Source organism: Alteromonas sp. KUL106 (genome assembly GCF_009811415.1).
Classification (GTDB): domain Bacteria; phylum Pseudomonadota; class Gammaproteobacteria; order Enterobacterales; family Alteromonadaceae; genus Alteromonas.
Window position 1 is genome coordinate 13,529 of sequence record NZ_BLIG01000018.1, and the last position, 25,046, is coordinate 38,574.

Consider the following 25,046-nt stretch of genomic DNA (forward strand, 5'->3'; position numbering starts at 1 on the left):
ATTGAGGTTTTTCCTAACACTTTGTGTGATATTAACGGGGGGGAAAGCCGCCGCCTCCGCCAAAGCCACCACCGCCGAGTCCACCCGGACCACCTGGGCCTCCAAAGCCGCCACCAGGAGGCATCATGCCTTTCATTTGGCGCATCATTTTTTTCATACCGCCGCCAGACATTTTCTTCATCATTTTTTGCATTTGCGTGAATTGCTTCAGCAAGCGGTTTACGTCTTGGATTTGGGTACCAGAGCCAGCCGCTATGCGACGTTTACGAGACCCTTTAATAATTTCAGGGCGCGCGCGCTCGCCTGGTGTCATTGAATTAATAATGGCTTCCATTTGATTGAACTGCTTATCGTTTGCCTGATCTTTAATCTTGTCAGACATACCGCCCATGCCGGGTAGCTTGTCAAGCATGCCCATCATACCGCCCATGTTTTTCATTTGCTCAAGTTGATCTTTAAAGTCTTGAAGGTCAAAACCTTTTCCTTTTTGGACCTTTTTGGCCAGCTTCTCGGCTTTAGACTTATCGACCTTTCGTTCAACTTCTTCGATAAGGCTTAATACATCGCCCATACCCAAGATGCGAGAGGCAATACGTTCTGGGTGGAACGGCTCAAGCGCATCGACCTTTTCACCCATACCAATAAACTTGATTGGCTTACCGGTAATCTGACGCACGGATAGCGCCGCGCCACCTCGGGCGTCACCATCAGCTTTGGTAAGAATGACACCGGTAAGTGGAAGCGCATCGTTAAAGGCCTTTGCTGTGTTCGCCGCATCTTGACCCGTCATGGCGTCAACCACGAACAAAGTTTCAATAGGTTTAACGGCAGCGTGAAGCTCTTTGATTTCATCCATCATGTCGTTATCGACGTGCAGACGACCCGCGGTATCTACAAGCAGTACGTCAAAGAAGTTCTTCTTCGCTTCAACAATCGCATCGTTAACGATATCGATAGGCTGTTGTAAAATCGTAGACGGATGAAAGGCAACGTTCACTTCACTGGCTAGCGTTTCTAGCTGCTTGATAGCGGCTGGACGATAAACGTCAGCGCTCACTACCATGACTTTCTTTTTCTCGCGCTCAGTAAGATACTTAGCAAGCTTTCCTACAGAGGTCGTTTTACCAGCACCTTGAAGACCAGCCATAAGCACAACGGCTGGAGGTTGAGTAGCGAGGTTTAGCTTTTCATTTGCTTCCCCCATTACCGACTCTAGCTCAGACTGAACTATTTTTATGAATACTTGGCCAGGTTTTAGGCTTTTGGTAACTTCAGTACCAACGGCACGCTCTTTGACCTGCGCGACAAACGCTTTGACCACGGGAAGCGCAACATCGGCTTCAAGCAATGCCATGCGCACTTCGCGTAGTGTTTCTTTAATATTGTCTTCAGTAAGACGCCCCTTACCACTGACATTTCGTAATGTCTGGCCTAAGCGTTCTGATAAATTCTCAAACATAGTATGAAACTTCTTTTTATTTCAGACGTAATGCCTGCATTGTATCGCAAAAGCGCATATGAACGTACCCACAATTGCGGTTAAATTTTCAAACATTTTTATCGTTTATAGATGCATAAGAGAAGTGGGTGTGAAACAAACAAAATCAAGGAGATGGTTGAATTTACTTGCAAGTTGCAGTATCAATACCGACTCGATTGGTGAACTCATCACCTACGCATTACAGGAAGCATCATGAACACCCTTTTCGCCATATCCGCTGCTTTACTCTATGCCCTCGCTGCTGCAGTGCTTATTGGCAAATTTGTGCATCAAGACGGGCCTAACAAACGCTTGGGATTGTCTCTTGCAAGTGTGGGAGTCATTGCGCATATTGCATTTTTGACTAACGTCATCATTGTGGCCCCCGGTCAGGATATGAGCGTTACCAATGTTTTGTCGTTAGTTTCATGGATTATCACCGTTTCCATGCTCGTTTTTGCTCGCGCCATTCCTAACCTGATTTTATTGCCGGTCGTTTTTGGCTTTGCAGCACTTACAGTAATGGCCTCAAGGTTTATTCCTGTATCGTATATTATGCATATAGAATTACAGCCTGGGCTCGTTATCCATATCAGTTTGTCTTTATTTGCTTATTGCACCTTGGTCATCGCGTTTTTATATGCGTTGCAAATGTCCTACATTACCTATCGGCTAAAACAAAAAGGCGCAGCGCTGCTTCACTCTTCGCTGCCCCCTTTGATGTTAGTGGAAAACATTTTATTTAAGCTTTTATTAGCAGGCACGTCGCTTTTAACGGTTTCTCTTATTAGTGGTTTTGTTTTCCTAGATGACATGTTTAACAAAACCTACGCTCACAAAACCGTTTTATCTGGGGCGGCACTTGTGGTTTTTCTTATACTATTAATTGGTCAAAAAGTACGAGGGTGGCGCGGACGGCAAGTTATCGTCATGACCGTATTAGGGGTATCGCTGTTATCGCTTGCTTACTTCGGTAGCAAACTGGTTCGCGAGTTCCTTTTGTGAGTTAATGTGCTAAACGTTTCATATTTAATTCAGAGCTAGATTACTTAGGTTAAATACACAGTGCTAATCCGCATAGATAATTGCCCACTGAGAAGTCGCTGGCAAGTTTCCTAGCAAAACGTGGGAATACATCAATGGTATCAGCCATTAGCGTTAGAGCATTTTTGTTTTCTAGGCAAATATCCACAATTTCTCCTTGAAACCAAGCCACCAAATCAATACATTTGAACCCTAAGATTAGACAGGAACCCATTAATTGGACGACATATCAACGAGTACGCTGTTTATCGCGCTCGGCGTACTCATATTACTATCTGCGTATTTTTCTAGTTCTGAAACTGGCATGATGTCGATAAACCGTTATCGACTCAAGCACTTACAGGGTGAAGGCAACCGCTCGGCTATACGTGTTGCAAAGCTTCTCGACCGACCTGACCGCTTAATTGGTCTTATCCTTATTGGTAATAATCTGGTTAACATTGCTGCGTCATCGTTAGCGACAATTTTGTGCATTCGATTATTTGGTGATTATTGGGGGCTGTTTGCCGCTACATTTGGCTTAACCTTGGTATTACTCATTTTTGCGGAAGTCACGCCAAAAACATTAGCAGCACTCTATCCAGAGAAAGTGGCGTTTCCAAGTTCTATAATATTATTGCCGCTGCTTAAACTGCTTTATCCCTTCGTCGCCGCTATAAACGGTATCACAAATGGAATTCTTGCACTTTTAAGGATAAGCCCGGCGAGTGGAAGCGATGATTCGCTGAGTCGCGAAGAATTAAGAACCGTGGTTTTTGAAGCGGGCGCGATGATTCCTAAGCGACACCAAGACATGCTGGTCAGCATTTTAGATTTAGAAAGCGTTACCGCTGAAGACATTATGGTGCCACGAGCTGAAATTTTTGCGATTGACATTAATGACGATTGGAAAAAAATTCAAAAAGCACTCACCCATGCTCAACACACACGCGTGCTCTTATATCGTGACAGTGTTGACGATGCAGTAGGCTTTGTGCATGTGCGCGATGCACTGAGGCTGCTATCAAAAGATCAGTTCACCAAGTCTAGCTTGCTTCGTGCGGTCCGTGAAATTTACTACACACCAGAATCGACGCCTCTTCATACGTTAATGTACAAGTTTCAAGCAGAAAAAGAGCGTATCGCACTTGTTGTCGATGAATATGGCGACATTATGGGGCTGGTGACATTAGAAGACATACTCGAAGAAATTATTGGTGACTTTACGACAAGTATGGTTCCCGATCACAGTAAAGAAGCACATGTACAGCAAGATGGTTCAGTGTTAGTGGACGGAAGCGCCAACGTACGCGAATTGAACAGAGAAATGAACTGGAATTTACCCACTGAAGGTCCAAAAACATTGAACGGCCTTTTACTTGAGTATCTGGAGGATATTCCTGAAAACAAGGTGAGCGTGAGACTTGCGGGTTACCCGCTGGAAATTGTAGACATCTCTGAGAGCATGATAAAAACGGTCAGAATTATGCCGGAATATTATGTCCCGCCTAAAGAATCAGGGAACGAAAAGAATTAGGTAAGCCCATTACCCTTTTGCTTCGTCAGCTAGGCGCTGCGCTCGATTAGCCAGTGCTCTAGCTTTAGCAGCAGCAACTTTATCTGATAATTCAGATAATTTGGCAATAATATCCTGCGTCTCCTTATCTTCACGTAAATCAGCCTCCGCCATATGCGATTGCAATGAACGCTTAAGGAGCTCAGGAATAGATTTGCTATCCATTTCCCAACCCTTCAATAGAATAAACTTTGACACTCTCAAAGAGGCTATCGACCGGGTGAAGAGATCCTTAACTATTATTTGAAGAATTCTTTTTATTTGCCACGGGGGCTCGCAAAAACAGACTACAAGCCCTGATAATGTGTAACCAAGGTTCCTTTATGCTCTCGCAATGAATACTTTATTACCGCAATTGAGGCCGTAGAGAATAAGCTGGTTGTATAGGAATCACAGAGTTCATCAACCAAATAACTGACTAGCGGCATGTGGCTCACTACCAGCAACTTTTTGATGGGCTTTTTGGAATTAACGGCCGCGTGGAGAAGCGCGTCAATATAATCACTGACCAGCCGAGGAGAACCATCAGGGACGATGTCTTCATTACTTTCTACTTTATCTGCAATGATGTCTAACGACACCATATCATGCGTTTGTTTAGCCCTGCGATAAGGGCTTACAAGTGCAAGGTCAACAACACCTTTTTCACAATATTGCTCTCTCAACCACAAAGCTGCAGATTTTGCTTGTTCTCTCCCTAAAGGAGTAAGCTGCCTGCTTTTATCATCGAGTCTGGGCGCTTCTGCTTCACCGTGACGCATAATGAAAAGATAAATGTCGTCGTTGCTACTTTGACCTGACATAACATTGCGCATAGTATTAATGAAAGTATGCGTAAGATATCAGAGAGCGGATACAACGCCTAGCGCTAAACAGTGAATAGTGAAAATTTTTGATCAATATTCACGTTCTGTGAAGTTCTTCTAGACCAATGCTCCAGCAGTAAGGTGCCCTTGACCAATAACGAGACAATGTGAATAACATCATAAACTTAGAGAATGCACATCACGTTACCTTGCCTAACGGCTTGGGTGTTATGATATGTCATACACCAGAAGCGAATGAGTCCTTTGTTTCCATGGCTGTCAGAGCTGGGCATTTTTACGACCCCACTGACTGTCAAGGTTTAGCCCATCTTCTGGAACACATGCTTTTTATGGGTAGCCGTCACCTACCCAAGCCAAACGCGATCAACGGATTTATTGAGCAACACGGGGGAACTATTAATGCGTGGACAGGCACAGAATACGCTAACTACCATTATAGTTGCAGCGGCGACGCAATAGCGCAAACGCTGCCCGCCTTTGCAGACATGTTGAGACAGCCACTGTTCGAAGAAGACGCGCTCACAAATGAAATTAAGAATATTCATGCTGAGTTCGAGTTTAAAAAGAAAGACGATTTACGTAGGCTTTATCAGATACATAAAGAAACCTGCAACCCAGCACACCCTTTCGCGAAATTTTCTGTGGGTAACAGCGATACTTTTTCGAAGCATCATTGCGCAGAGTTAAAGCGGCGTTTGAGAGCGCTTCATCAAACATTCTATTGTGCTCAAAATATGCGGCTATGTGTGGCCAGCCCAATGCCTCTCCCTCAGCTTGAAGCATTGATAAACCAATGTTTTGGTTCGTTGAATCAGGGAGAATTAGCTAACGATTGTTGGCCTCCGCTTTACACAGAAAATGAACTAGGCATTCAAATTAATATCAACCCGTTACAGTCAGCAAGAAGAATGATTGTGACATTTGCTCTACCCGCTTTACAAAACGACTATGTCACCAAACCGCTTAACTACATTAGCCATTTAATTGGTGATGAAGGTGAAGGCAGCTTGCTCGCTTACTTAAAAGAACAAGATTGGGCATTAAATCTTATTGCGGGCTCTGGGATAGAGGGTGACAGCTTTAAAGACTTCAATGTGAGTTTTCAGCTCACACAAGACGGTCTAAATAACAAAACCCGCGTATTAGCGGCGCTTTTTAGCTACATCGCGCTAATTAGAGACGCGTCAAGCGAAGATTGGCGTTTTAACGAGAAAGCCCAATTGAATACCCTCGCGCTTGAGTACGAAGAAAATGTAAAGCCACTGAGTCTGGTGACCGAGTACGCGCAGCACCAATTTATTTTTGAGCCAAAAGAACTGAATCAACTGCGATCTACAATTGGCAGTTATGACAGAGATGTGATTGAACATGCCCTGTCGTTTTTCACACCGGATAACATTCGTTTAAAGGTGATCTCGAACGATGTAAAAACCACACAAGTTTGTGCGTTCTACGAAGCAGAATATAGCGTAGAGAAAATTGACAAAGCGCTATTAAATGAACTTGCATCGCCGCCAGTAATATCTCACTTGCGACTTCCGCCACCCAACCCTTATTTGGCAAGTGAATACAGTCTGATACTGCCTGAAACCGGATTTAATATTCCCAATAAGCTGGTAGATAATGGCGGTTATCGCTTCTGGTTCGCGCAGGACCAACAATTTCATAGTCCCAAAGGCGATATTTATATCTCATTTGACGCCGCTAACTTTTCTGACTCTCTACTTTCTGTTGCGGCCAAACGCATCTGGCTTGGCGCGTTGAATGACCACCTACAGGCAAAATACTACCGCGCAGAAATTGCCGGCCTTCATTATCGCATATACGGGCATCAAGCGGGGTTTACTCTTCATACCCGGGGATTTACTCATCAACAAACACTGTTAGCCAGTCAGCTCTTGCGTGCCGTACTTGATTTTGAGCCTGACGAAAGAGCCTTCGAACATCACAAAGCGCTCCAGATTCAGAGCCTTCACAACTCGTTATTGAATAAGCCGACAAACCGTTTATTTTCCCGACTAAGTGTACTCATACAACGAAACACTCAGGCGCCAGTTGAACTTCTAGACGTAATAGACAGCATTTCTTATGAGCAAATGCGAAATTGCAGAAACCATGCTTTTGAACGCTACTTTATTGAAGCATTTATGCACGGTAATTGGGCTAGCGAAGAAGCGAAAGCGTTTTCGACAACGCTTCGTGAGCAATGTAAAAATGCGGGTGGCGCACCGCTTTCACGCGCAGTCTCTAAACTGCCTGTAGGAGGGACGCTTTACCACGAGGTACTGTGTAATCACGATGATTCAGCGGTTGTGCTATATCTTCAAGCGCCATCCCCCGGATTGACCGATACAGCATTATGTATGGTGCTGGAGCAAATGCTAGCGGCCCCGTTTTTCAATTCGTTAAGAACAGAACAACAACTGGGCTACATAGTAGGAACGGGCTATGTGCCACATAACCAGCACCCTGGTATGGCTTTTTATATTCAAAGTCCGCAGTGCAGCCCAAAACATTTATTGGACGCAATGACAGAATTTTTATTCCAACAGTTGAATGAGATTGATTTTTATCGTTTCTATTGGCCTACGATCCAGCAAAATTTAATAAAGCAATTAGAAGAAAGAGACTTAACGCTTTCCATGAAGTCTCAGCGATTGTGGGTCAGCTTAGGTACCCAAGACTTAGGGTTTAATAGAAATATCAAGCTGGCAAAAAGAGTAAAAGAGTTAAATTTTGAAGAGATTCAAGATTTCGCACATCAACTAGCAAAGCGTGAACGGTGCGGAGAGCTTGTGCTGTTTTCAAAAGGAAAATTTGAAGCAATTTCCACCAAAGAGAAGCGGACCATCAACAGTATTTCTCAATTTAAACAAGAAATTCCCTATTACTAAATAACCGATGTTTTGTAGGCATCTGTCGGCATCTGCGCTTAAAAGTCGTCTTAATCGATTCATTCTTTTCAAGTTGGTTAATAAGTAATCCACCGCCAGCGTTATTTCTAAAAAGTCCTTGTAGCGGCCTCTTTAATTCGGCATATTTATTATTCTGGTTGTTAGGGATGCTGCCAGTAAAAAATAATAAATAATAAATGGCGTATGCCAAAGGTGTTTAGGTGCGCTCAACCCTAATATATTTAATCGTGCTTTTTATGTTGGCTTTGCCAGGAATGTTTTGTTCCTCGGCGAAGGCGATAGAAGTTTCTGATCTTCATTTTACAGCGTTAAACAAGCAACATGGCCTGTCTGACACCGCGGTATTGGACATTGTCGAAGATGATATGGGCTTCATTTGGCTAGCAACGTCAAACGGGCTTAATCGATATTCGGGCTACGACGTAAAACAGTATCACCCTTCAGATGTCGACCCTAACTCCCTGCCTTCAGGTTATATTCAAACGCTATTTGTTGATTCAGAGGGAAAATTATGGGTTGGAACTCATTCAGGGTTGGCGCTGTATCAGCCAGAGTCAGACAGTTTTAAAGTCTTCAACAAAGAAAACTCGGTTATAAAAACAGATTTAATTACGGCCATTTCGGAAGCCAAAAACGGTGATGTACTATTTTCCGATAAGAAATTTCTCTACCGATATTCAAAACAAACTTCACAAATCAGCGTTCTCACCCAAGTTTTCAAAGAAGAGAGCTACATCAAGGTGATTTTTGAAGAAGCTAATCGTATATGGGTTGGGTCTAACCAATTCGGTGCTGCCCTAATAGAGACTGAAACACTGGAAGTTCACAACGCAAGCAAAGTTAACCCCTGGGGCGTTTCTTTAGATATACGCGCACTTCACGATATCACCGTGATTAGCGGTAACTATTGGTTAGCGACCAATGAGGGCCTCATCGTTTTAGCCTCTAATGGCCGTATTTTGACGAAAATTCAAAGCGATGATTTAGGGGTCACGGAAGAAGTTAATTCTTTTTCAATCTCTGTTGTCGGTAAAGATATATGGGTTGGCACGTATATTGGGTTATTTTTATTGTCAGATGCTGTCAATAGCACCATATCACCCGACTATAAACCTGATTATTTACATTTGAATTCAGATACCTACAGCGCAACAGGTATCCCCTCTGCAATCGTAATGAGAGTTATCGAAGACCGCACCGGTGTTGTGTGGGCAGCAACCTTTCATCGCGGCGCTTTTAAATATCACCCTGAGTATGCCAGCGTGAATTTTCAGCCAGTCTATAATTCCGAGCGCCATAGCGACGATAACTTTTCAACCCTGTGGGGCTTTGCAGAAAGTAGCGATAAGACTCTTTACCTTGTTTCTCAGCAAAAAGGGCTGGGCAAAATATCCCGGGAGACGGGAAATGTTTCGTTTTTCGACTTTTTCGAAGATATGGACCCCGCCATACACTACTGGGATATTGAAATAGATGAACAAGATAATATTTGGATTGCTTCTTCAGCTGGCTTGCTCGTTTTCAAAAAGACCGACGACGGTTTAGTTTTAGTCGGTGAATATTTTAAAGGCTCATTTATTGATTATATCTTCAAGAGCGAATCAGCCATTTGGTTACAGGTTGCAGTGGGACATGTGTATTCAATAGATATGAATTCAATCGCCTCTAATACACGAAGTAACGAGGTAACGAAGACTGCGGTGCCTGAAAAATTAGGGCACATGGTGGCTATCTTCGAAGATGATAGGAATAACATTTGGTTTAGAGCTAGTGAAAAACTAGTTATATACTCTGTCGACAAAGGTGAAATCATTCGAGTCTTGGACTCATCCAACGGCATTAACTCTTTGGTCTATGGCATACATGAAACCCCTTCAGGCCTATGGTTAACAACACGCTCAGACGGCGTTATCCAGCTGGATAAAAAGAGCTTTGCTGTACTCAAAAAACAAAACAGAGACAACCAAAGTGGTTTTATAACTTCAACAGTAGCTGTAGGTAACAGCATATGGTATTCCGATGCTAAAGGCGTCCACAAAGTCCATCTACCGACACTGAGAGAAGCGGACAGCATTCCCAATGCTCAGCTTGAATTTAACTCCCTTGGCGAAGGCGCAGTGATTGCCACTGCAGATAAAACCATTTATTTTGGTGGCAATAAGGGCTTCGTGAAAATTTCAAAGCAAGCAATGAGCGCGAGTGAAGCAGTCGAGCAAACCCTTGCTCCGCAGCTTTATCAAGTTAGCGTGTTTGGCTCATTGGCAAAAGCCAGACAAAAACAAATTGAAAATGATGAAACTTCAAACTACTTATCGTTAAAAGAAAATATTACTTACGAAGAAGAGTTAACGCTCAAACACGACGAAACCCGCTTTAGTATCTCCTTTGGCCTGGTTAATCCAGTTTACCCTGATCAAGTGACCTATAGATATAAGCTCACTGGATTCGAGCATGATTGGATTTACGTAGATAAAGGACGGAGCGCGCAGTTTAACAATATTTCCTTTGGCAATTATACATTTTCCGTACAAGCTAAAGAGCCAGGAAAAGCGTGGTCAGACAGTAGAGATTTAAAAATTACTATTGCGCGCCCTCCTTGGCTCCACACCGTCGCGCTTGTTTTCTACTGTTTAATCATCTTGGCTATTCTTGCCTTTATTTTGCGCCAGTACCAAATAAGAAAGGCAAATCAGCTTGCCATTAAAGAATCGGAAGAACGGTTAAAGCTGACGCTATGGAGTTCTGGTGATGAATTATGGGACTGGGATGTCTATCGCGGGCAAGTATATCGCGCAAACACGTGGGGAACCCTAGATTTTCCTCAAGACGATATACGCACTACCGGCGCTTACGATGCTAACATTCATCCTAATGATATTAACCGGGTTAAATCCGCGCTAAGAGAACATTTAGAGGGCAACAGTGATTTCTATGAGCTTGCCTACCGCGCCAAGACCTTTAAAAATCAGTGGATTTGGATACTCGATCGCGGAAAAGTGGTAGAGCGTGACCATAACGACCAGCCTGTACGCATGACGGGTACGCTCAAAAATATTCACCATCTAAAAGAAGCAGAAGAACAACTCAACCTGTTTAAGCGCTCGATAGAAAACATTTCGGAAGGGGTATTTATTACCAATACCCAGTTTAAATTTATTAGCGTTAATAATGCATACTGTCGCTACACCGGTGAAACCCGTGACCAAGCCCTTGCAAGCTACATGCATTTTCACTTATACCCCGATGCGTTTACCGAAGAAATTAAGAAAACCCTTAAGTCTAAAAGCAACTGGTCTGGAGAAGTAGAAAGTGTTCGCGTAAACGGTGAACGTTATGAAATGGAACTCAATATTGATGCTGTGCACGACGAAGACGGTAAAATCAGTCACTTTGTGGGTGTTTTCAGCGACATTACGTCCCGTAAAAGTACGGAAAAAGAGCTGTTAAAATTAGCCAATATCGACCCGCTAACAGAGCTGCCAAACCGTTCGTTTTTCCAGGCGAGCCATCAAAATTTAGTGCGCAAATCAAGCGCACACTCCTTGCTCTGCTTAGATATGGATAACTTTAAGAAAATAAACGACTCACTTGGCCACCAAACCGGTGACATTTTAATAAAACAAATTGCCAAGCGGCTGCAGCGCATTACAGGTCGAAATGCGACCTGTTACCGCCTGGGTGGCGATGAGTTCAGCATTTTAATGGAAGACAACGCTGACATTCATACGGTAACTCACTACGCACAAAGCTTGTTAGATACCTTGTCACGGCCTTTCATTATTAACAAGCAAGAGTTTGTATTAGGCGCCAGCATAGGCATCGCCTTCTACCCTGATGACGGTGAATCGCCTCAAGAAATGCTTAAAAATGCGGATACAGCCATGTATTTTGCAAAAAATAACGGCGGCAACAGCTATCAGTTTTTCAGTGGCGAAATGAATCAGAATGCAGTGCGACAGCTTCAAATTGAAAATCTGATCCGCCAAGGCATAAAAGACGATTTGTTCACTGTGTATTACCAGCCAAAAGTGGATATCGCTTCTGGTAAATTAGTAAGTATGGAAGCGCTAGTGCGTTTTGAGCACCCGCAAAAAGGCATCGTGAGTCCGGGCCAATTTATTCCGTTAGCAGAGCAAACCGGTCAAATTATTGAAATTGGTGAGCAAGTGCTTCGCAAAGCCTGCGCCGATACCAAACGCTGGGTCAATCAAGGTTTGTTTAGCGGCCGTGTAGCCGTCAACATATCGGCAAAACAGTTCGAGTTGCCAGACCTAGACGACCGAATTAATAAGATATTAAGCGATGTAGGCCTATCACCGCTGCACCTTGAATGTGAAATTACTGAAGGTACGTTAATGGAAAGCCCTGAAAATGGCCTTCAAATGATGACTCGCCTTCGGGAACGGGGTATTCACTTAGCCCTAGATGATTTTGGTACCGGCTATTCATCGCTGGCCTACTTAAAACGCTTCCCTTTAAACACCTTAAAAATTGATAAAGCGTTTATTGATGATATTGCGAAAAGTAACGTGGATCGACATATGGCCGCAGCAATTATCAATATTGCCCACAACCTAGGGCTTAAAGTGGTTGCAGAAGGGGTAGAAGAAGAGGCCCAGTTAGATATATTGCGTCGCTACGATTGCGAGATGCTACAGGGCTTTCTCTATAGCCGCCCCCTAAATGCAGAGCGTTTTGAAAAGCTGCTTACCGAAAATCAAAAGTTACACACCCTTCTTGGCAATAGCCAGTTTTAAATGCCGCCCCGTCTAAGGGGCGTTAATTGCCACAAAGACTTCCTTCATACGGCAAACTAAGGCAATCCCCTTCCCTTTCAACCTTTGTCTATTAGACTTTAGTGCCATTATTATGGCGCTCTTACTTTCTTCTATTCTTTAAACGTTAACAAGATTTCGTAAGGCATTGTTTTTATTGAAGTAAATTAATTTTAGCAATGTTGGCACGCAATTCGCTTTAATACTATGCCGGTAACAAATATAAAAAATCGGCTTTGTTTGTTCGTTCAAAAAAATCAGAGGAAATTAACATGTTAAAAGAGTACGCCGTTGCACTAGTACTTTCTACCGCTACCCCAGTTGCTGCCGACAATCAAGAAGGCGCTAAACAGGCTCCTGAGTCGCAAAAAGAAACCACTACTCAACCAGAGTATGTAAGACCTAAAACTGGTGGTGGAAGCGGTGTAGGCTTCTAATGTGAAGTTGAAACGATTTTCAAAAAAAAAGAGAGCATTGCTCTCTTTTTTTATATCTATGATAAGCCAATATACGCTTACTGAATTAACGTCATCTCTATACTTACGCCGCAATATAAAGATTGTTAAACCCAACCGCATTGCGCCAGTGGATATGGCGAGATATTGAGAACATAGGAAGCAAAATAGGGCCCAACACAAAGCCGGCAATGGCCCACTTCTTCGCATTCATTCCCCATTTAAACGCCTCTACATAAAAATACAGAGAAAAGATAACGCTTAATACTACGAGTGAAATCACATGGCCCCCATTAATGGTAACAAAATACGTTTAAAAGCCGGCGCTAGTCAGTTTTTTGTCTTAAGCCACTGATTACGCATGTCAATAATTTGACACGCCCGCTTTTTAACCGCACGAATTTTACCCAAAATAGAACAATAAACCAGCAAAAATAAGCGTTAGACATAAAAAAACCGGGCAAAGCCCGGCTTTTAACATTTTATAAACTTAACTATAAAACTTTTGATCGTTTTCCGCCATTTTCACTAACATTTGCGCAGGTGCAAACTTTTCACCCACGGCGGTTGCATAATGATTTAAACGCGCAACAACATGCTTTATACCGAGTGTATCCATATAGCGGAATGGTCCCCCTAGGAATGGCGGGAAGCCAATACCGAAGATAGCGCCAATGTCGCCGTCGCGAGCATTGCGGATCACGCCTTCGTCTAGACAACGTGCCGCTTCGTTAAGCATCATTAGTACGCAGCGTTCCGCTACTTCTTTCTCGCTTAGCTTGGCAGAAGGTGAAAGACCCAGTAGTTCGTAGATTGACTCGTCCACTTCTTTACCTGGCTTTTTACCTTCATAAGAATAAAACCCTTTTTGATTTTTCTTACCCTTTCTGCCATCGGCCAGTACTTTATCGAAAGCACTTGGGGCAGTGAAGCGCTCGCCAAAGGCCTCTACAAGGAATGGAATAATCTTAGTACCCACATCAATGCCTACTTCATCAAGTAGTTTCACAGGGCCCACAGGGAAGCCAAACTTAACCAATGACTTATCAATATGCTCAATTGGCTCGCCGTCAAGAATAAGGTTTGCCGCTTCATTCATGTAAGGCGCTAAAATACGATTTACATAGAAGCCCGCACCGTCTTTAACAACAACCGGCGTTTTACCTTGCTTCTTAGCAAACTCTACCGTCGACGAAATAACTTGGTCAGACGTTTTGTCGTGAGCGATAACTTCAGCCAGTGGCATTTTGTCTACTGGTGAGAAGTAATGCAGACCAATCACGTTTTCAGGGCGTGCCGCTTTAGCTGCAATTTGTGTGATTGGAATAGACGATGTATTAGACGCGAAGATCGTGCTTTCTTTACAGTTCTCTTCAATATCCGCCACCATCTTTTGCTTAAGATCTAAATCTTCAAATACCGCCTCAACCACGATATCAGCATCTTGATAGCCGCTGTAATCCAGCGTTCCGGTAAGAAGCGCTAACTGCTTCTGCATTTCGCTGTTACGCATGAAACGCTTCTTCACCTTTTTGTTTAAGATGTCATAGCTGTACTTCATTGCATTTGCGATACCTTCAGCACGCACGTCTTTAATACGCACAGGCACACCGGCTTTGGTCGACGTTACAAAAGCAATACCACCGCCCATTAAACCGCCGCCAAGCACACCGACTTTCTTCATTTTTTCAGGTTTAACACCCTCAACGCCATTTTCTTTCTTCATTTCTGTGGTAGCGAAGAAAATCTGACGTAGTTGGAAAGATTCCGGCGTCATAACAAGCTTGCCAAAGGCTTCAGCTTCGGCTTTAAGCCCCGCTTTCATTCCTTCATTCATGCCTGTTTCGATAACGTCAATAATATAACCGGGTGCTGGATAATTACCTTTGGTTTTCGCAAAGGTCGCCTCGCGCGCTTTTTTGAACATCATGTTACGACCTGGGCCAGTTTTTTCTAACACTTTGTCCATGACACTCTTTTGCGGCGCTTCGCGTTCAGGCTTACGTTTGAGCGCAAACTGTTCAGCGACTTTAAGCAAAACACTGTGAGGTACTACGTCATCTACGATGCCGTATTTTTTAGCTTGCTTGGCACGTGCAGGTGAGCCAGTAAGCATCATTTTCATCGCTTGCTGGATACCAATCAGGCGAGGAAGACGCTGCGTACCGCCACTGCCTGGCAATAAGCCAAGCTGCACTTCCGGCAGACCTAACTGGGTGCTAGGTGAGTCTGTACATACACGATAGTGACACGCCAGGGCAAGTTCTAGACCACCACCTAACGCTGGGCCGTGGATAGCCGCAACGAAGGTCGCCTTCATATTTTCAATTCTATCGAAAATTGCCTGGCCGCCCGCAGCGATAGTTGTGGCGTCTTCAGCGGTTTTGCACGCTGCTAGCATGGTGATATCGGCACCTGCTACGAATGAGCTTGGTTTGCCGCTAGTTAAAACTACACCTTTAATACTACTGTCCCGCTCAATATCATCAAGCATGGCAGATATTTCATCGCCAAACTCAGCTTTAAGCGTATTCATGCTTTCGCCAGGTACGTCCATGCTAAGAATAGCAACGCCATTATCTTGTTTAGTTAGCGTAAATGCGCCTGATGTTGGCTGAACTTCATTTGTCATTTCTTGTTCCTGACTCATATTATTCTGTCTCCACAATCATTGCAGCACCAAGACCACCCGCTGCACATGCAGTGAGTAGACCTGTACCACCGCCACGGCGATTTAGTTCGTTAAGCATTTGCGTGATCATACGCGTACCGGTTGCAGCAAACGGGTGACCATAAGCAATTGAACTACCCATTACGTTGAATTTGTCCATATCAATTTCGCCGGTGGCTTTGTCGCGACCTAGTTTCTCTTTGGCGAACTTGTCACTTGCGAACATCTTAACGTTTGCCAAGGTTTGCGCTGCAAACGCTTCGTGCATTTCTATTAGCGTTAAGTCGTTTAGCGTCATGCCAGCACGATCTAGCGCGATAGGTGTCGCGTATGACGGACCCATTAGCATGTCTTCCCACACGTCAATTGCAGCAAACGCGTAGCTCTTGATGTAGCCCAATGGTGTGTAGCCTAGCTCTTTTGCTCGGCTCTCTGTCATCATAAGCACTGCAGAAGCACCATCGGTAAGAGGTGTGGCATTTGCCGCAGTTACAGAGCCGTACTTTTTGTCGAATACTGGGCGAAGTTTCGCGTAGCCCTCAAGCTTTGAATCGAAACGTACGTTGTTATCGCGCTCAAGTGCACCTTTATACGGTTCAGCATAAGCGGTCATCACTTCACTAGACAGTTTGCCAGCTTCCCAGCTTTCCGCCGCTAGGCTGTGCGAGCGATGTGCAAGCTTGTCTTGCTCTTCACGAGAAATTTGATGCGTTTTCGCCATTTGCTCTGCCGTTTGTCCCATGGACAAACCTGTAGAGTACTCAGCGACAGCAGGAGGAACTGGTGCTAGGTCTTTTAAACTTAAACGTTTAAAGATGTTTAGCTTTTGGCCAAGAGTTTTGGTTTTCTGCAAATCAACCAAAGCGCGTGCAAGGTTCTTAGACACACCGATAGGTGATACTGACGTTGAATCCGCACCACCAGCAATACCTACTTGTATCGTCCCTGCCATCATGCTTTCAGCAATGTTGACCGTTGACTGAAAGCTCGTCGCACATGCACGAGATACACTGTAAGCGTCAGTATGAACATTCATGCCCGTGCCAAGCACGATTTCGCGCGCGATGTTTGGTGCTTCAGGCATTTGCACTACCTGACCATAAACAACCTGATCAACCCATTCTTTTTGAACACCATGGCGAACGAGGAGTTCGTTTACGACCATTTTACCTAAATCAACAGCTGGAACGCCGTGGAAGTATGTAGCCATTTTCGCAAACGGAGTACGCAACCCTGCGACAATGGCGATGCGATCACCCTCTCGGGTAGTAACTGATTGTTTTGTTGCCATAATGCACCTAAATTAATGACCAACTTCACTTTTAACTCTACGAATGCAAAGTGGTCTGACCTGTAATAAACCCGATTTTTACAAACTATGAACAAAATAGCAAATAATGCAGGGGTAAGGGCAACATAAATGAACCTAAATTTTGTCTTTCTCGTTGAATTCGCGCCTTAATAACGTACGAAATTGAAACCAACGCTTTGAGTGCCCTACCAGATATCGCATTTTTATTACTGTTTGACGACTTGAAGAAAGATGAAATGAACCTTATATGGAAATGAAAGTCTGTTTTGTGTCATTGTGACGGACAAAAGCGTTTTAAATTAGATATGCAATCTATTTTCAGCTAAGTCGTTTAATTTTTTATCTAAGCGATCACAAGATTTGATATTACGTAACGCTTTCGTCCAACTGACACTTCCTGATAACGAGAACTCAAACGGAAATTTTGCATTATGGCAGCAGCGCAGTTTCAACAGTTACACGCTTATTTAGACCAGCAGATCATTGGTCAGCATGCGTTAACCAAAAGCCTTCTTATTGCTCTTTTGGCCGACGGCCATCTACTGGTAGAAGGTCCGCCGGGGCTTGCAAAGACAAGGGCAATCAACGCACTCGCTAACGGTATAGACGGTGACTTTCATCGCGTGCAATTCACTCCTGACCTTCTACCCGCGGATTTAACTGGAACGGATATTTACCGCCCAGAGACCGGCGAGTTTGTTTTTCAAAAGGGGCCGCTCTTCCACAACCTAGTGTTAGCTGATGAGATTAACCGTGCGCCGGCCAAGGTGCAGTCGGCCCTGCTTGAGGCCATGGCAGAGCGTCAGATTACGGTGGGCAGTAAGACCTACCCTCTTCCTCCGCTATTTTTGGTAATGGCAACCCAAAACCCGCTTGAACAGGAAGGAACGTATCCACTACCTGAAGCGCAGCTAGACCGATTCTTAATGCATGTGGACATTGATTATCCCGGCGCCGAGACAGAATTAGAAATATTGCGTTTAACCAGAGGTGAAGCGCTCTCAGAGCCACCGGTTACGCCGCCTACGCTTACGCAAGACGATATTTTCACATCGCGTAAAGAAGCGTTGTCCTTGTATATGGCGCCCGAATTAGAACAATATTTGGTTCAATTGATCATGGCCACACGTCAGCCTGCAAAGTTTGACGCTGACTTGGGACAATGGATTGCAATGGGAACAAGTCCTCGAGCAACGATCAGCCTAGACCGGTGTGCTCGCGCTCATGCATGGCTGAGCGGCAGAGATTTTGTTGGCCCTGACGATATTCAAGCCGTGGTGCACAACGTGCTTCGCCACCGAATTATTCTGTCTTATCAGGCCGAGGCAGAAGGCGTAACGATTAACGACGTACTCGATAAGATTGTTGCCACTGTTGCAGTTCCTTAAGCTATGGTTAACGTACAAACGCAGCTAAGTAAGCTGCAAAGCAACGGTGTCTCGCTGTCTACTGGGGAGTTGCTACGCTATCAGCAATTAGCCAAACTGTTTAGCTTGGCGCCAAAACGTATGCCACAAGCTAAACTTGCCGGGAGCTACCTTACCAAGCACAAAGGTCGCGGCATGGAGTTTGATGAGGCACGTCATTATCAACCTGGTGACGATATTCGCGCTATTGATTGGCGCGTTACCGCGCGCACAGGTAAAACTCACACCAAAGTGTATCGGGAAGAACGAGAGCGCCCGGTTTTTCTTTTCTGTGACTATTTACCTTCAATGGCTTTTGGCACGCAATTACTCACTAAAGCAGTGCAGGCTGCGCACGTCTCCTCATTAATTAGCTGGTCTGCTGCCGCTCGCGGCGATAAGGTGGGCGCGCTGGTATTCAACCAGCAACAGCACAAAGAAATTAAACCGCTTACTCGCAAAAAAGCCGTACTGCACGTTTGCCATGAACTTATTGCGCTACACGAACAAAGTGCGCAATCGAAGCATGACAAAGTAAAGGACGAACAAGCCTTCGCCGATGCATGCGCGCGGGCAAGGCGTTTAGCCAGGCCGGGAAGTTTGGTGTATCTCGTGTCAGACTTTCAGCATTTAAGTAGCCAAGCTATCCAGCACTTGAGTCACTTAACGAGGCATTGTGAAGTCAGGGCTATCATGATTAACGACCCCATAGAACATGCCTTACCGCAGACAAACTCACTGCAAACCGTCAGTGTTTCAGACGGTGAAAATCAACAGCGCTGGGTTTTAGGTGACAATACCGAGCAACAGCAATATCAAAGATGGCGAAGCGAACACTACAGCGCGATTTACGAAACATTGCGTAAAAACAACATCGCTCGATTCAGTGTCTCTGCTGGCCTTCCACTAGACGAACAGCTTCAGAGTATGCAACAAGAACAACGATTGGAGCTTAATTAATGCAGAGCAACAATCTTTCATCCAATGTTTTATCGAGTCTTTTATCTCGTTATGCTCAAACGATGCCATCGGCTAATCAAATGCCAATGCCTCCCCAGCAGCCAGACCCGCTTGCTCAGCTTCGCGATATACACGTACCCGAAGAGGTGAATATTTGGCCATTAGATTGGGGATGGTGGGTACTTATCGCTGTAGTTTTATCAGTCCTATTTGGTCTCTATAAAGCTATTACTGCTCACATACGTCATAATAAGGCCCGCAAACAAGCTCTAGCATTAGTAGAATCCATTTCAGAAAAACAAAACAATTGGCCTGTGGCGTTAAACTCTATTCTAAAACGCACGGCTATGAGCTATTACCCAACTCAGCAAGTAGCTGCGTTATACGGAAAACAGTGGCAAGCGTTCTTAACGTCGTCCTTAAAAAGCAGCGATAAAGAGCTTGAAGGTGGATTAGCAAAATTAGTAAGCAATATTTATCAAGCCACCCCGAATCCAAGTGATTTTGAAACCTGTAAAGGGGCAGTGAAAAATTGGCTTTCAAAAGCGAAATTGCCAAAAGATAAACATACCTCCGACAGTCTCGTTGATGAAAAAGTAACGGAGGCGCATCATGCTTAATTTCGCTTGGTGGTGGGTCTTCTTCGCTCTTCCCTTGCCTATCATCGTACGCCTGCTTTCTAAAAAAGCGCAAGATATGCCCATGGCTGCACTACGGGTTCCGAGCTTGCGACCTGGTGATGTGTCAGAGCAAACCCAATTGAAACAAACCAAAATACCGCTCATTGTCAGTAGCTTGATATGGCTATTGCTGGTGACAGCTGCCGCGCGCCCTCAATGGTTAGGGGAACCTGTAAGCATACCGAACGAGGGTCGAGAGATGATGTTGGCGGTAGACTTATCGGGCAGTATGAAGATAGATGACATGCAGCTCAACGGCCGGCAAGTGAATCGTTTAACCATGACAAAGTCCGTTGTTTATGACTTTATTCAGCGTCGCGTTGGCGACAGAATTGGTCTTATTTTATTTGCCGATACCGCATACGTTCAGGCGCCATTGACCTATGACAGAGATACTGTTTCAACACTCCTGAGTGAAGCTGTCATTGGATTGGTCGGTGAGCAAACGGCCATAGGCGATGCGATAGGTTTAGCGGTAAAGCGCTTTGACGAACGGGATGAGTCAAATAACGTGTTAATTCTTCTTACCGATGGGCAAAATACCGCAGGAAATATTACGCCTGAACAAGCGAAAGAGTTGGCGATAAGTAAAGGCGTGAAGGTTTACACCATTGGTGTAGGTGCCGATAAAATGCTGATCCAAAGCTTTTTTGGTAGCCGACAAATAAACCCATCGCAAGAGCTTGATGAAGGCATGTTAACTGACATTGCAACGTCCACTGGCGGCCAATATTTTAGGGCTCGAAATGCCCAAGAGCTTCAAGCCATTTATCAGCAACTTGATGCGCTTGAACCTATTGAGGGTGAAACTCGCAAAATGCGTCCATTGAGCGCACTTTTTTATTATCCTCTTGCGGCGGCGATTTTACTGTCAGCACTGTGGGCATTTGTGACGATTCTTGTGTCCTCATTCCGCTGGTTTACACAAAGACGAAACAGCTTCTCCACGCAACAACCGATGTCAGCCGATGAAATACAAGCGACTCAAGCCGCTCAAACAAATAAGGAGACGAAATAATGGAATTCGACTTCTTAAATCAATTTCATTTTTTACGCCCCGAATGGTTCATTGCACTAATTCCGCTTATATTGCTTGTGGTTTTAATTAGAAAAACCACAGCTAAACAATCGGGCTGGCAATCAGTGATCCCTTCTCATCTATATCAATACATGGTGATTGGAAAAACCGAAATGGGCGCAAAACCGCCAATGTGGATGCTTGCTTTTGTGTGGATTGTCAGTGTGATAGCGCTCGCTGGCCCAACGTGGGAGCGTCTGCCGCAGCCAGTTTACCAGTTAAAAATGGGGCACGTTATAGTCATAGATATGTCGCTATCCATGCGCGCTACCGATATGACGCCAGACAGGCTCACTCGTGCCAAATATAAAGCGATAGACCTCGTCAACGCTATTGGCGAAGGTGAAATGGGCCTAGTTGCTTACGCTGGCGATGCATTTGTCATTAGCCCACTAACCGAAGACGCTGGCAATATCACAACCCTTATCCCAAGTCTTTCTCCTGAAATTATGCCTGTGCCAGGAAGCGACCCTCTCCTTGGAATAGAGAGTGCGTCTGAGCTTCTTACTAATGCAGGCTATAACTCAGGTATGATCTACTGGATTACTGACGGTGTAGAGTTGGAACAACAACAAGAGCTTCAAGAATACGTGGCCTCTATTCCTTTTACCGTAAATGCGCTTACCGTTGGAACGTCAGAAGGCGCGCCAATTCGCCAGCAAAGCGGTGAGCTCTTAAAAGACTTCACCGGCAGCATAGTCATACCCAAGCTAAATGAAAGCGCAGTAAAAGGCGTAGTAAAAACAAGCGGCGGACGCTTTGAATCCTTTACCTCTAACGACGCCGACATTGATGCCCTCGCCTCGGTATCTTTGCTTGATAAAAGCGACAGCGAAGAGAACGAAGAAGAAAGTAATTTACAAGGAGACCAGTGGAAGGAAGTTGGTCCCTACTTGTTGCTTTTACTTCTTCCATTTGCGGCCTTTGCATTTAAACGCGGTCTAGTGTTCATCGTGTTGGTGGGTCTACTTAGCCCCGCTATGATGAAAAACGCCCATGCTTTGCAAAACAGTGTCGTACAGAGCCCTCAAACCTTACAAAGCACACGCGCACCTCAAGGCGTCCAAGAGACAGCAAATAAACCTGACTCACTTTCATGGTGGCAAACGCCGTTTATGAATGATAATCAGGAAGCATTGAACAGCTACCAGAGAGGTAAATATAAAGACGCCGTTAACCAGTTTAATGACGACGAGTGGAAAGCATCATCACTCTATAAATCAGGTGACTATGAAGGTGCATTAAGTGCCTACAAAAATATTCCTGGTCCCGAGAGCCTTTACAACCAAGGTAATGCACTGGCAAAACTCGGAAAGCTTGAAGACGCGATTAAGAAATATGATCAAGCGTTAAACGAAGCACCCGATTTTAACGATGCAAGAACCAATAAACAGATTGTCGAAGATTTGCTGAAACAGCAGCAACAGCAAAATCAGGATCAAAATCAGAGCGAAAAGGGTGATGATGGCGAACAGAGTGACTCGCAAGATAATGGCCAAGATAGCCCTGATAACTCTGACAACTCTGATAGCCCTAATAGCAAACAACAATCAGGGGACCAGAACAATCAGGAAGGTTCAAATGATCAGAATGATCAGCAAGACAACACTGAGGGACAGCAGTCTGACCAAAGCCAAGCTAACGATGAACAACAAAATGGCGAAAATAACTCGCCACAGTCTGATGATTCGGACATGAACGGCCAAAACGAGCCATCAGACTCTCAGCAGCAAAATGCAGAACAAGAACAGTCTGACCAAGGTGATAGCGCACAGCAAGACAGCGCGCAAGCACAAGATGACAAAGAGCAAGAAAAACGTGAGGCTCAGACAATGCAAGGTCAAGAAGCCGAGCTCACTGATGCAGAAAAAGAAGAACTGCAGCGAATGGAAAGTTTAATGCGTCGCGTGCCAGACGACCCAGCATTCTTACTAAAACGAAAAATGCAGCTAGAAGCACAAAAACGTCAGCGTCAACGTATGCCTTCAAATCGGAGTGATTGGTAGATGAGAGCCTTATTACAATCTACACGTATAGTTTTTTTATTAACCCTACTCGTAAATACGGCGGCTTATGCCGATGTAAATTCTCTGGAAGCCACCATTGATAGAAACCCTGTCATGTTGGACGAAGCTATTCGCTTAACCGTTACGGCGGACGGCAGCGCAGACAGAGATGCCTTTGACAGTTCTCCCCTACTCAAAGACTTTGTTGTCGGCAGAACATCGGTAAGTAGCCAAACTTCAATCGTTAATTTCGACACTAAGCGCACTACCGTCTGGACCACCACACTATTTCCTCGTAAGGAAGGCACGTTTACCATTCCTTCACTAACCATTGAGGGAAAATCTACCCAGCCTATTCAGGTTAGAGTTATTCCGGTCCAAGAACACAATAACGTGGCACGAGACTATTTTGTTACGACAGATATCGACTTGAAAGAGGCTTATCTAAATCAGCAGCTTCTTTATACGGTTAAGCTTTTTCTTTCCAGTAACATTGAGCGCGGCAGTCTACAAGCGCCAGAAATGCAAAATGCGGAAATTACCCAGCTGGGAGAAGATAAACAATATACCGATATCGTAAACGGCAGAAGGTATCAGATCATTGAGCGTCAATTTGCTGTTGTGCCTCAAGCATCTGGTGAGTTCACGCTTAGAGGCCCTATTTTTACTGGCGAAGTTATGGCTGCCAATACTAACCAACGTTTTGGCTTCTTTAACCGTACCCAGCAAATCAATCGCGTTGGGCCTGATATAACGGTGAACATTAAACCGATCCCTCAAGGTATAGATTACCCTTGGCTCCCTTCTGAAATGGTGCGCGTGGATGAAGAATGGCCGCAAGGTGATAGCTTTGTCGCAGGTGAGCCAGTTACGCGTATTATTACGCTAACTGCGCTCGGCGTGGTAGAAGAACAGCTTCCTGATATTCCTGAGTTTTATCCGCCAAACTTTAAGCTATATCCAGATCAATCTAATACAACGACGGTCGAAAAAGACCAAAGCCTAATTTCGCAACGCCAAACGTCGCTGGCGATTATTCCAACGCAGCCGGGAAGTTTTGTTTTACCTGAAATTACTATCCCTTGGTTTAATACGCTCACTCAGCAAACAGAGTATGCCACTATTCCTGCCCGCTCGATTTCGGTAGCACCAGCGACGGGAGCAAATAATGCCAATACCCCGAATACGCCACTAACGAGCAGTGCAACCGCAGAAGATATTAAAAACGACATTCCGTCAACTGCAGCTCAACCAACCGTGAATGCGGGCAATGAGAACAAGCCGTTAAATAGTGACTCAAGTGACCTAAAAACTAGCGAAAACGCGCAACTTAATTGGATGGTAAGTGGTGTACTACTTGCGCTGTTTGTTATTGCACTTACAGGATGGTTATTGACCTACAGAAAACTTAAACAGTCACAGTTAATTGGACAGAACATAGGCACCGGACAACGCCTTCATCCTTTGGAACAGATGGATGAAAAAGCACACTTTCATCATTTAATGGCAGCAATAAAGGCGAAGGACATGCGCTCACTCTCACCTGTTCTTAAGCAATGGTTAAATGTGTTGACGTCGGGTAACGCGCCGCTCTCACAGTTTGAAGGTATCAACCGTGTGATTAATGAGCTTTATGCTCTGCGTTTTTCAGCCAATAAAGCAGACACGAGCGCTCAATCTAAACAAGTTACTCAGGCTCTAGACAAACTTTCACATGAAATTGAGCAAACACGGAGCGAGTGGAAGCAAAAAGACACAAAGAACCGCCACACGCTGTCCAACTTGTATCCTGCTTCATAAAACGCATTTCATTTGCGAATACACTGAAATTAGCGTAATCAACCCCTTGCATTAAAATAAATCACAGTGGCAGGGGGTTCGC

At 44.6% G+C, this 25,046-nt stretch carries 18 protein-coding genes; 11 read left to right on the top strand and 7 right to left on the bottom strand.

The window, feature by feature from the left end; translation table 11 throughout:
* Positions 1-31 precede the first annotated feature (31 nt).
* Positions 32-1,459: a signal recognition particle protein gene (gene ffh, locus GVO63_RS06445; protein ID WP_159493365.1), complete on the bottom strand. Its 1,428-nt coding sequence runs from the start codon at positions 1,457-1,459 to the stop codon at positions 32-34.
* A gap of 234 nt (positions 1,460-1,693) precedes the next feature.
* On the opposite strand from ffh, the gene GVO63_RS06450 reads away from it, so the two are divergent.
* Positions 1,694-2,485: an inner membrane protein YpjD gene (locus tag GVO63_RS06450; protein ID WP_159578590.1), complete on the top strand. Its 792-nt coding sequence runs from the start codon at positions 1,694-1,696 to the stop codon at positions 2,483-2,485.
* A 49-nt stretch (positions 2,486-2,534) separates the two neighbouring features.
* Here the strand turns inward: GVO63_RS06450 and GVO63_RS06455 are convergent, their stop codons facing one another.
* Positions 2,535-2,672 (bottom strand): hypothetical protein, encoded by a 138-nt coding sequence (locus tag GVO63_RS06455; protein WP_159578592.1) that lies wholly within the window; start codon positions 2,670-2,672, stop codon positions 2,535-2,537.
* A 69-nt stretch (positions 2,673-2,741) separates the two neighbouring features.
* On the opposite strand from GVO63_RS06455, the gene GVO63_RS06460 reads away from it, so the two are divergent.
* The gene (locus GVO63_RS06460; RefSeq protein WP_159493368.1) at positions 2,742-4,040 is read left to right on the top strand and encodes an HlyC/CorC family transporter; all 1,299 of its coding nucleotides are present in this window, start codon (positions 2,742-2,744) and stop codon (positions 4,038-4,040) included.
* Positions 4,041-4,049: 9 nt separating this feature from the next.
* Here GVO63_RS06460 and GVO63_RS06465 read toward each other — a convergent pair whose 3' ends face one another.
* Complete coding sequence (locus tag GVO63_RS06465; RefSeq protein WP_159493369.1) at positions 4,050-4,244, bottom strand: hypothetical protein; 195 nt, start codon at positions 4,242-4,244, stop codon at positions 4,050-4,052.
* Between the two features lie 122 nt (positions 4,245-4,366).
* Positions 4,367-4,882 carry a phosphohistidine phosphatase SixA gene (gene sixA, locus GVO63_RS06470; RefSeq protein WP_201284784.1) on the bottom strand — a complete coding sequence of 172 codons (516 nt, stop codon included), beginning with the start codon at positions 4,880-4,882 and terminating at the stop codon, positions 4,367-4,369.
* Positions 4,883-5,052: 170 nt separating this feature from the next.
* Here sixA and GVO63_RS06475 point away from each other — a divergent pair, with 170 nt between their 5' ends.
* From GVO63_RS06475 to GVO63_RS19505, 3 genes are all read left to right on the top strand, one after another.
* On the top strand, positions 5,053-7,800 hold the full coding sequence (locus tag GVO63_RS06475) for an insulinase family protein (RefSeq protein WP_159578594.1): 2,748 nt from the start codon (positions 5,053-5,055) through the stop codon (positions 7,798-7,800).
* Between the two features lie 221 nt (positions 7,801-8,021).
* Positions 8,022-12,578 carry an EAL domain-containing protein gene (locus GVO63_RS06480; RefSeq protein ID WP_159578596.1) on the top strand — a complete coding sequence of 1,519 codons (4,557 nt, stop codon included), beginning with the start codon at positions 8,022-8,024 and terminating at the stop codon, positions 12,576-12,578.
* Between the two features lie 290 nt (positions 12,579-12,868).
* On the top strand, positions 12,869-13,033 hold the full coding sequence (locus GVO63_RS19505; RefSeq protein WP_201281883.1) for a hypothetical protein: 165 nt from the start codon (positions 12,869-12,871) through the stop codon (positions 13,031-13,033).
* A 103-nt stretch (positions 13,034-13,136) separates the two neighbouring features.
* Here GVO63_RS19505 and GVO63_RS06485 read toward each other — a convergent pair whose 3' ends face one another.
* The 3 genes from GVO63_RS06485 to fadI all read right to left on the bottom strand — a co-directional run bounded on the left by GVO63_RS06485 (position 13,137) and on the right by fadI (position 17,013).
* A complete protein-coding gene (locus GVO63_RS06485; protein ID WP_159578598.1) occupies positions 13,137-13,334 on the bottom strand; it encodes a hypothetical protein in 198 nt (65 codons plus the stop codon).
* Between the two features lie 207 nt (positions 13,335-13,541).
* On the bottom strand, positions 13,542-15,683 hold the full coding sequence (gene fadJ / locus GVO63_RS06490) for a fatty acid oxidation complex subunit alpha FadJ (RefSeq protein WP_159578600.1): 2,142 nt from the start codon (positions 15,681-15,683) through the stop codon (positions 13,542-13,544).
* A gap of 19 nt (positions 15,684-15,702) precedes the next feature.
* Positions 15,703-17,013 carry an acetyl-CoA C-acyltransferase FadI gene (gene fadI / locus GVO63_RS06495; RefSeq protein ID WP_159578602.1) on the bottom strand — a complete coding sequence of 437 codons (1,311 nt, stop codon included), beginning with the start codon at positions 17,011-17,013 and terminating at the stop codon, positions 15,703-15,705.
* Positions 17,014-17,465: 452 nt separating this feature from the next.
* Between fadI and GVO63_RS06500 the strand changes: the two genes are divergently transcribed.
* The 6 genes from GVO63_RS06500 to GVO63_RS06525 are packed head-to-tail and all read left to right on the top strand — an operon-like array spanning position 17,466 to position 24,964.
* Positions 17,466-18,422 carry a MoxR family ATPase gene (locus GVO63_RS06500; RefSeq protein ID WP_159493374.1) on the top strand — a complete coding sequence of 319 codons (957 nt, stop codon included), beginning with the start codon at positions 17,466-17,468 and terminating at the stop codon, positions 18,420-18,422.
* 3 nt (positions 18,423-18,425) lie between these two features.
* Positions 18,426-19,400, top strand: coding sequence for a DUF58 domain-containing protein (locus GVO63_RS06505; RefSeq protein ID WP_159578604.1), 975 nt, complete (start codon positions 18,426-18,428; stop codon positions 19,398-19,400).
* A complete protein-coding gene (locus GVO63_RS06510) occupies positions 19,400-20,020 on the top strand; it encodes a DUF4381 domain-containing protein (RefSeq protein ID WP_159578606.1) in 621 nt (206 codons plus the stop codon). The genes GVO63_RS06505 and GVO63_RS06510 overlap by 1 nt, the downstream gene beginning before the upstream one ends.
* Positions 20,013-21,098, top strand: coding sequence for a VWA domain-containing protein (locus GVO63_RS06515; RefSeq protein WP_159578608.1), 1,086 nt, complete (start codon positions 20,013-20,015; stop codon positions 21,096-21,098). Before GVO63_RS06510 ends, GVO63_RS06515 begins: the two co-directional genes overlap by 8 nt.
* Positions 21,098-23,164 (top strand): VWA domain-containing protein, encoded by a 2,067-nt coding sequence (locus GVO63_RS06520; protein WP_159578610.1) that lies wholly within the window; start codon positions 21,098-21,100, stop codon positions 23,162-23,164. The genes GVO63_RS06515 and GVO63_RS06520 overlap by 1 nt, the downstream gene beginning before the upstream one ends.
* The gene (locus tag GVO63_RS06525; RefSeq protein ID WP_159578612.1) at positions 23,165-24,964 is read left to right on the top strand and encodes a BatD family protein; all 1,800 of its coding nucleotides are present in this window, start codon (positions 23,165-23,167) and stop codon (positions 24,962-24,964) included.
* Positions 24,965-25,046: the final 82 nt, after the last annotated feature.

What these genes read in the sequence shown, in the direction of transcription:
- GVO63_RS06505 (WP_159578604.1), top strand. Translation starts at nt 18,426, where the DNA reads ATGGTTAACGTACAAACGCAGCTAAGTAAGCTGCAAAGCAACGGTGTC.
- GVO63_RS06510 (WP_159578606.1), top strand. Translation starts at nt 19,400, where the DNA reads ATGCAGAGCAACAATCTTTCATCCAATGTTTTATCGAGTCTTTTATCT.
- GVO63_RS06500 (WP_159493374.1), top strand. Translation starts at nt 17,466, where the DNA reads ATGGCAGCAGCGCAGTTTCAACAGTTACACGCTTATTTAGACCAGCAG.
- GVO63_RS06450 (WP_159578590.1), top strand. Translation starts at nt 1,694, where the DNA reads ATGAACACCCTTTTCGCCATATCCGCTGCTTTACTCTATGCCCTCGCT.
- GVO63_RS06520 (WP_159578610.1), top strand. Translation starts at nt 21,098, where the DNA reads ATGGAATTCGACTTCTTAAATCAATTTCATTTTTTACGCCCCGAATGG.
- fadJ (WP_159578600.1), bottom strand. Translation starts at nt 15,683, where the DNA reads ATGACAAATGAAGTTCAGCCAACATCAGGCGCATTTACGCTAACTAAA.
- GVO63_RS19505 (WP_201281883.1), top strand. Translation starts at nt 12,869, where the DNA reads ATGTTAAAAGAGTACGCCGTTGCACTAGTACTTTCTACCGCTACCCCA.
- sixA (WP_201284784.1), bottom strand. Translation starts at nt 4,882, where the DNA reads ATGTCAGGTCAAAGTAGCAACGACGACATTTATCTTTTCATTATGCGT.
- GVO63_RS06515 (WP_159578608.1), top strand. Translation starts at nt 20,013, where the DNA reads ATGCTTAATTTCGCTTGGTGGTGGGTCTTCTTCGCTCTTCCCTTGCCT.
- GVO63_RS06525 (WP_159578612.1), top strand. Translation starts at nt 23,165, where the DNA reads ATGAGAGCCTTATTACAATCTACACGTATAGTTTTTTTATTAACCCTA.
- ffh (WP_159493365.1), bottom strand. Translation starts at nt 1,459, where the DNA reads ATGTTTGAGAATTTATCAGAACGCTTAGGCCAGACATTACGAAATGTC.
- GVO63_RS06465 (WP_159493369.1), bottom strand. Translation starts at nt 4,244, where the DNA reads ATGGATAGCAAATCTATTCCTGAGCTCCTTAAGCGTTCATTGCAATCG.
- fadI (WP_159578602.1), bottom strand. Translation starts at nt 17,013, where the DNA reads ATGGCAACAAAACAATCAGTTACTACCCGAGAGGGTGATCGCATCGCC.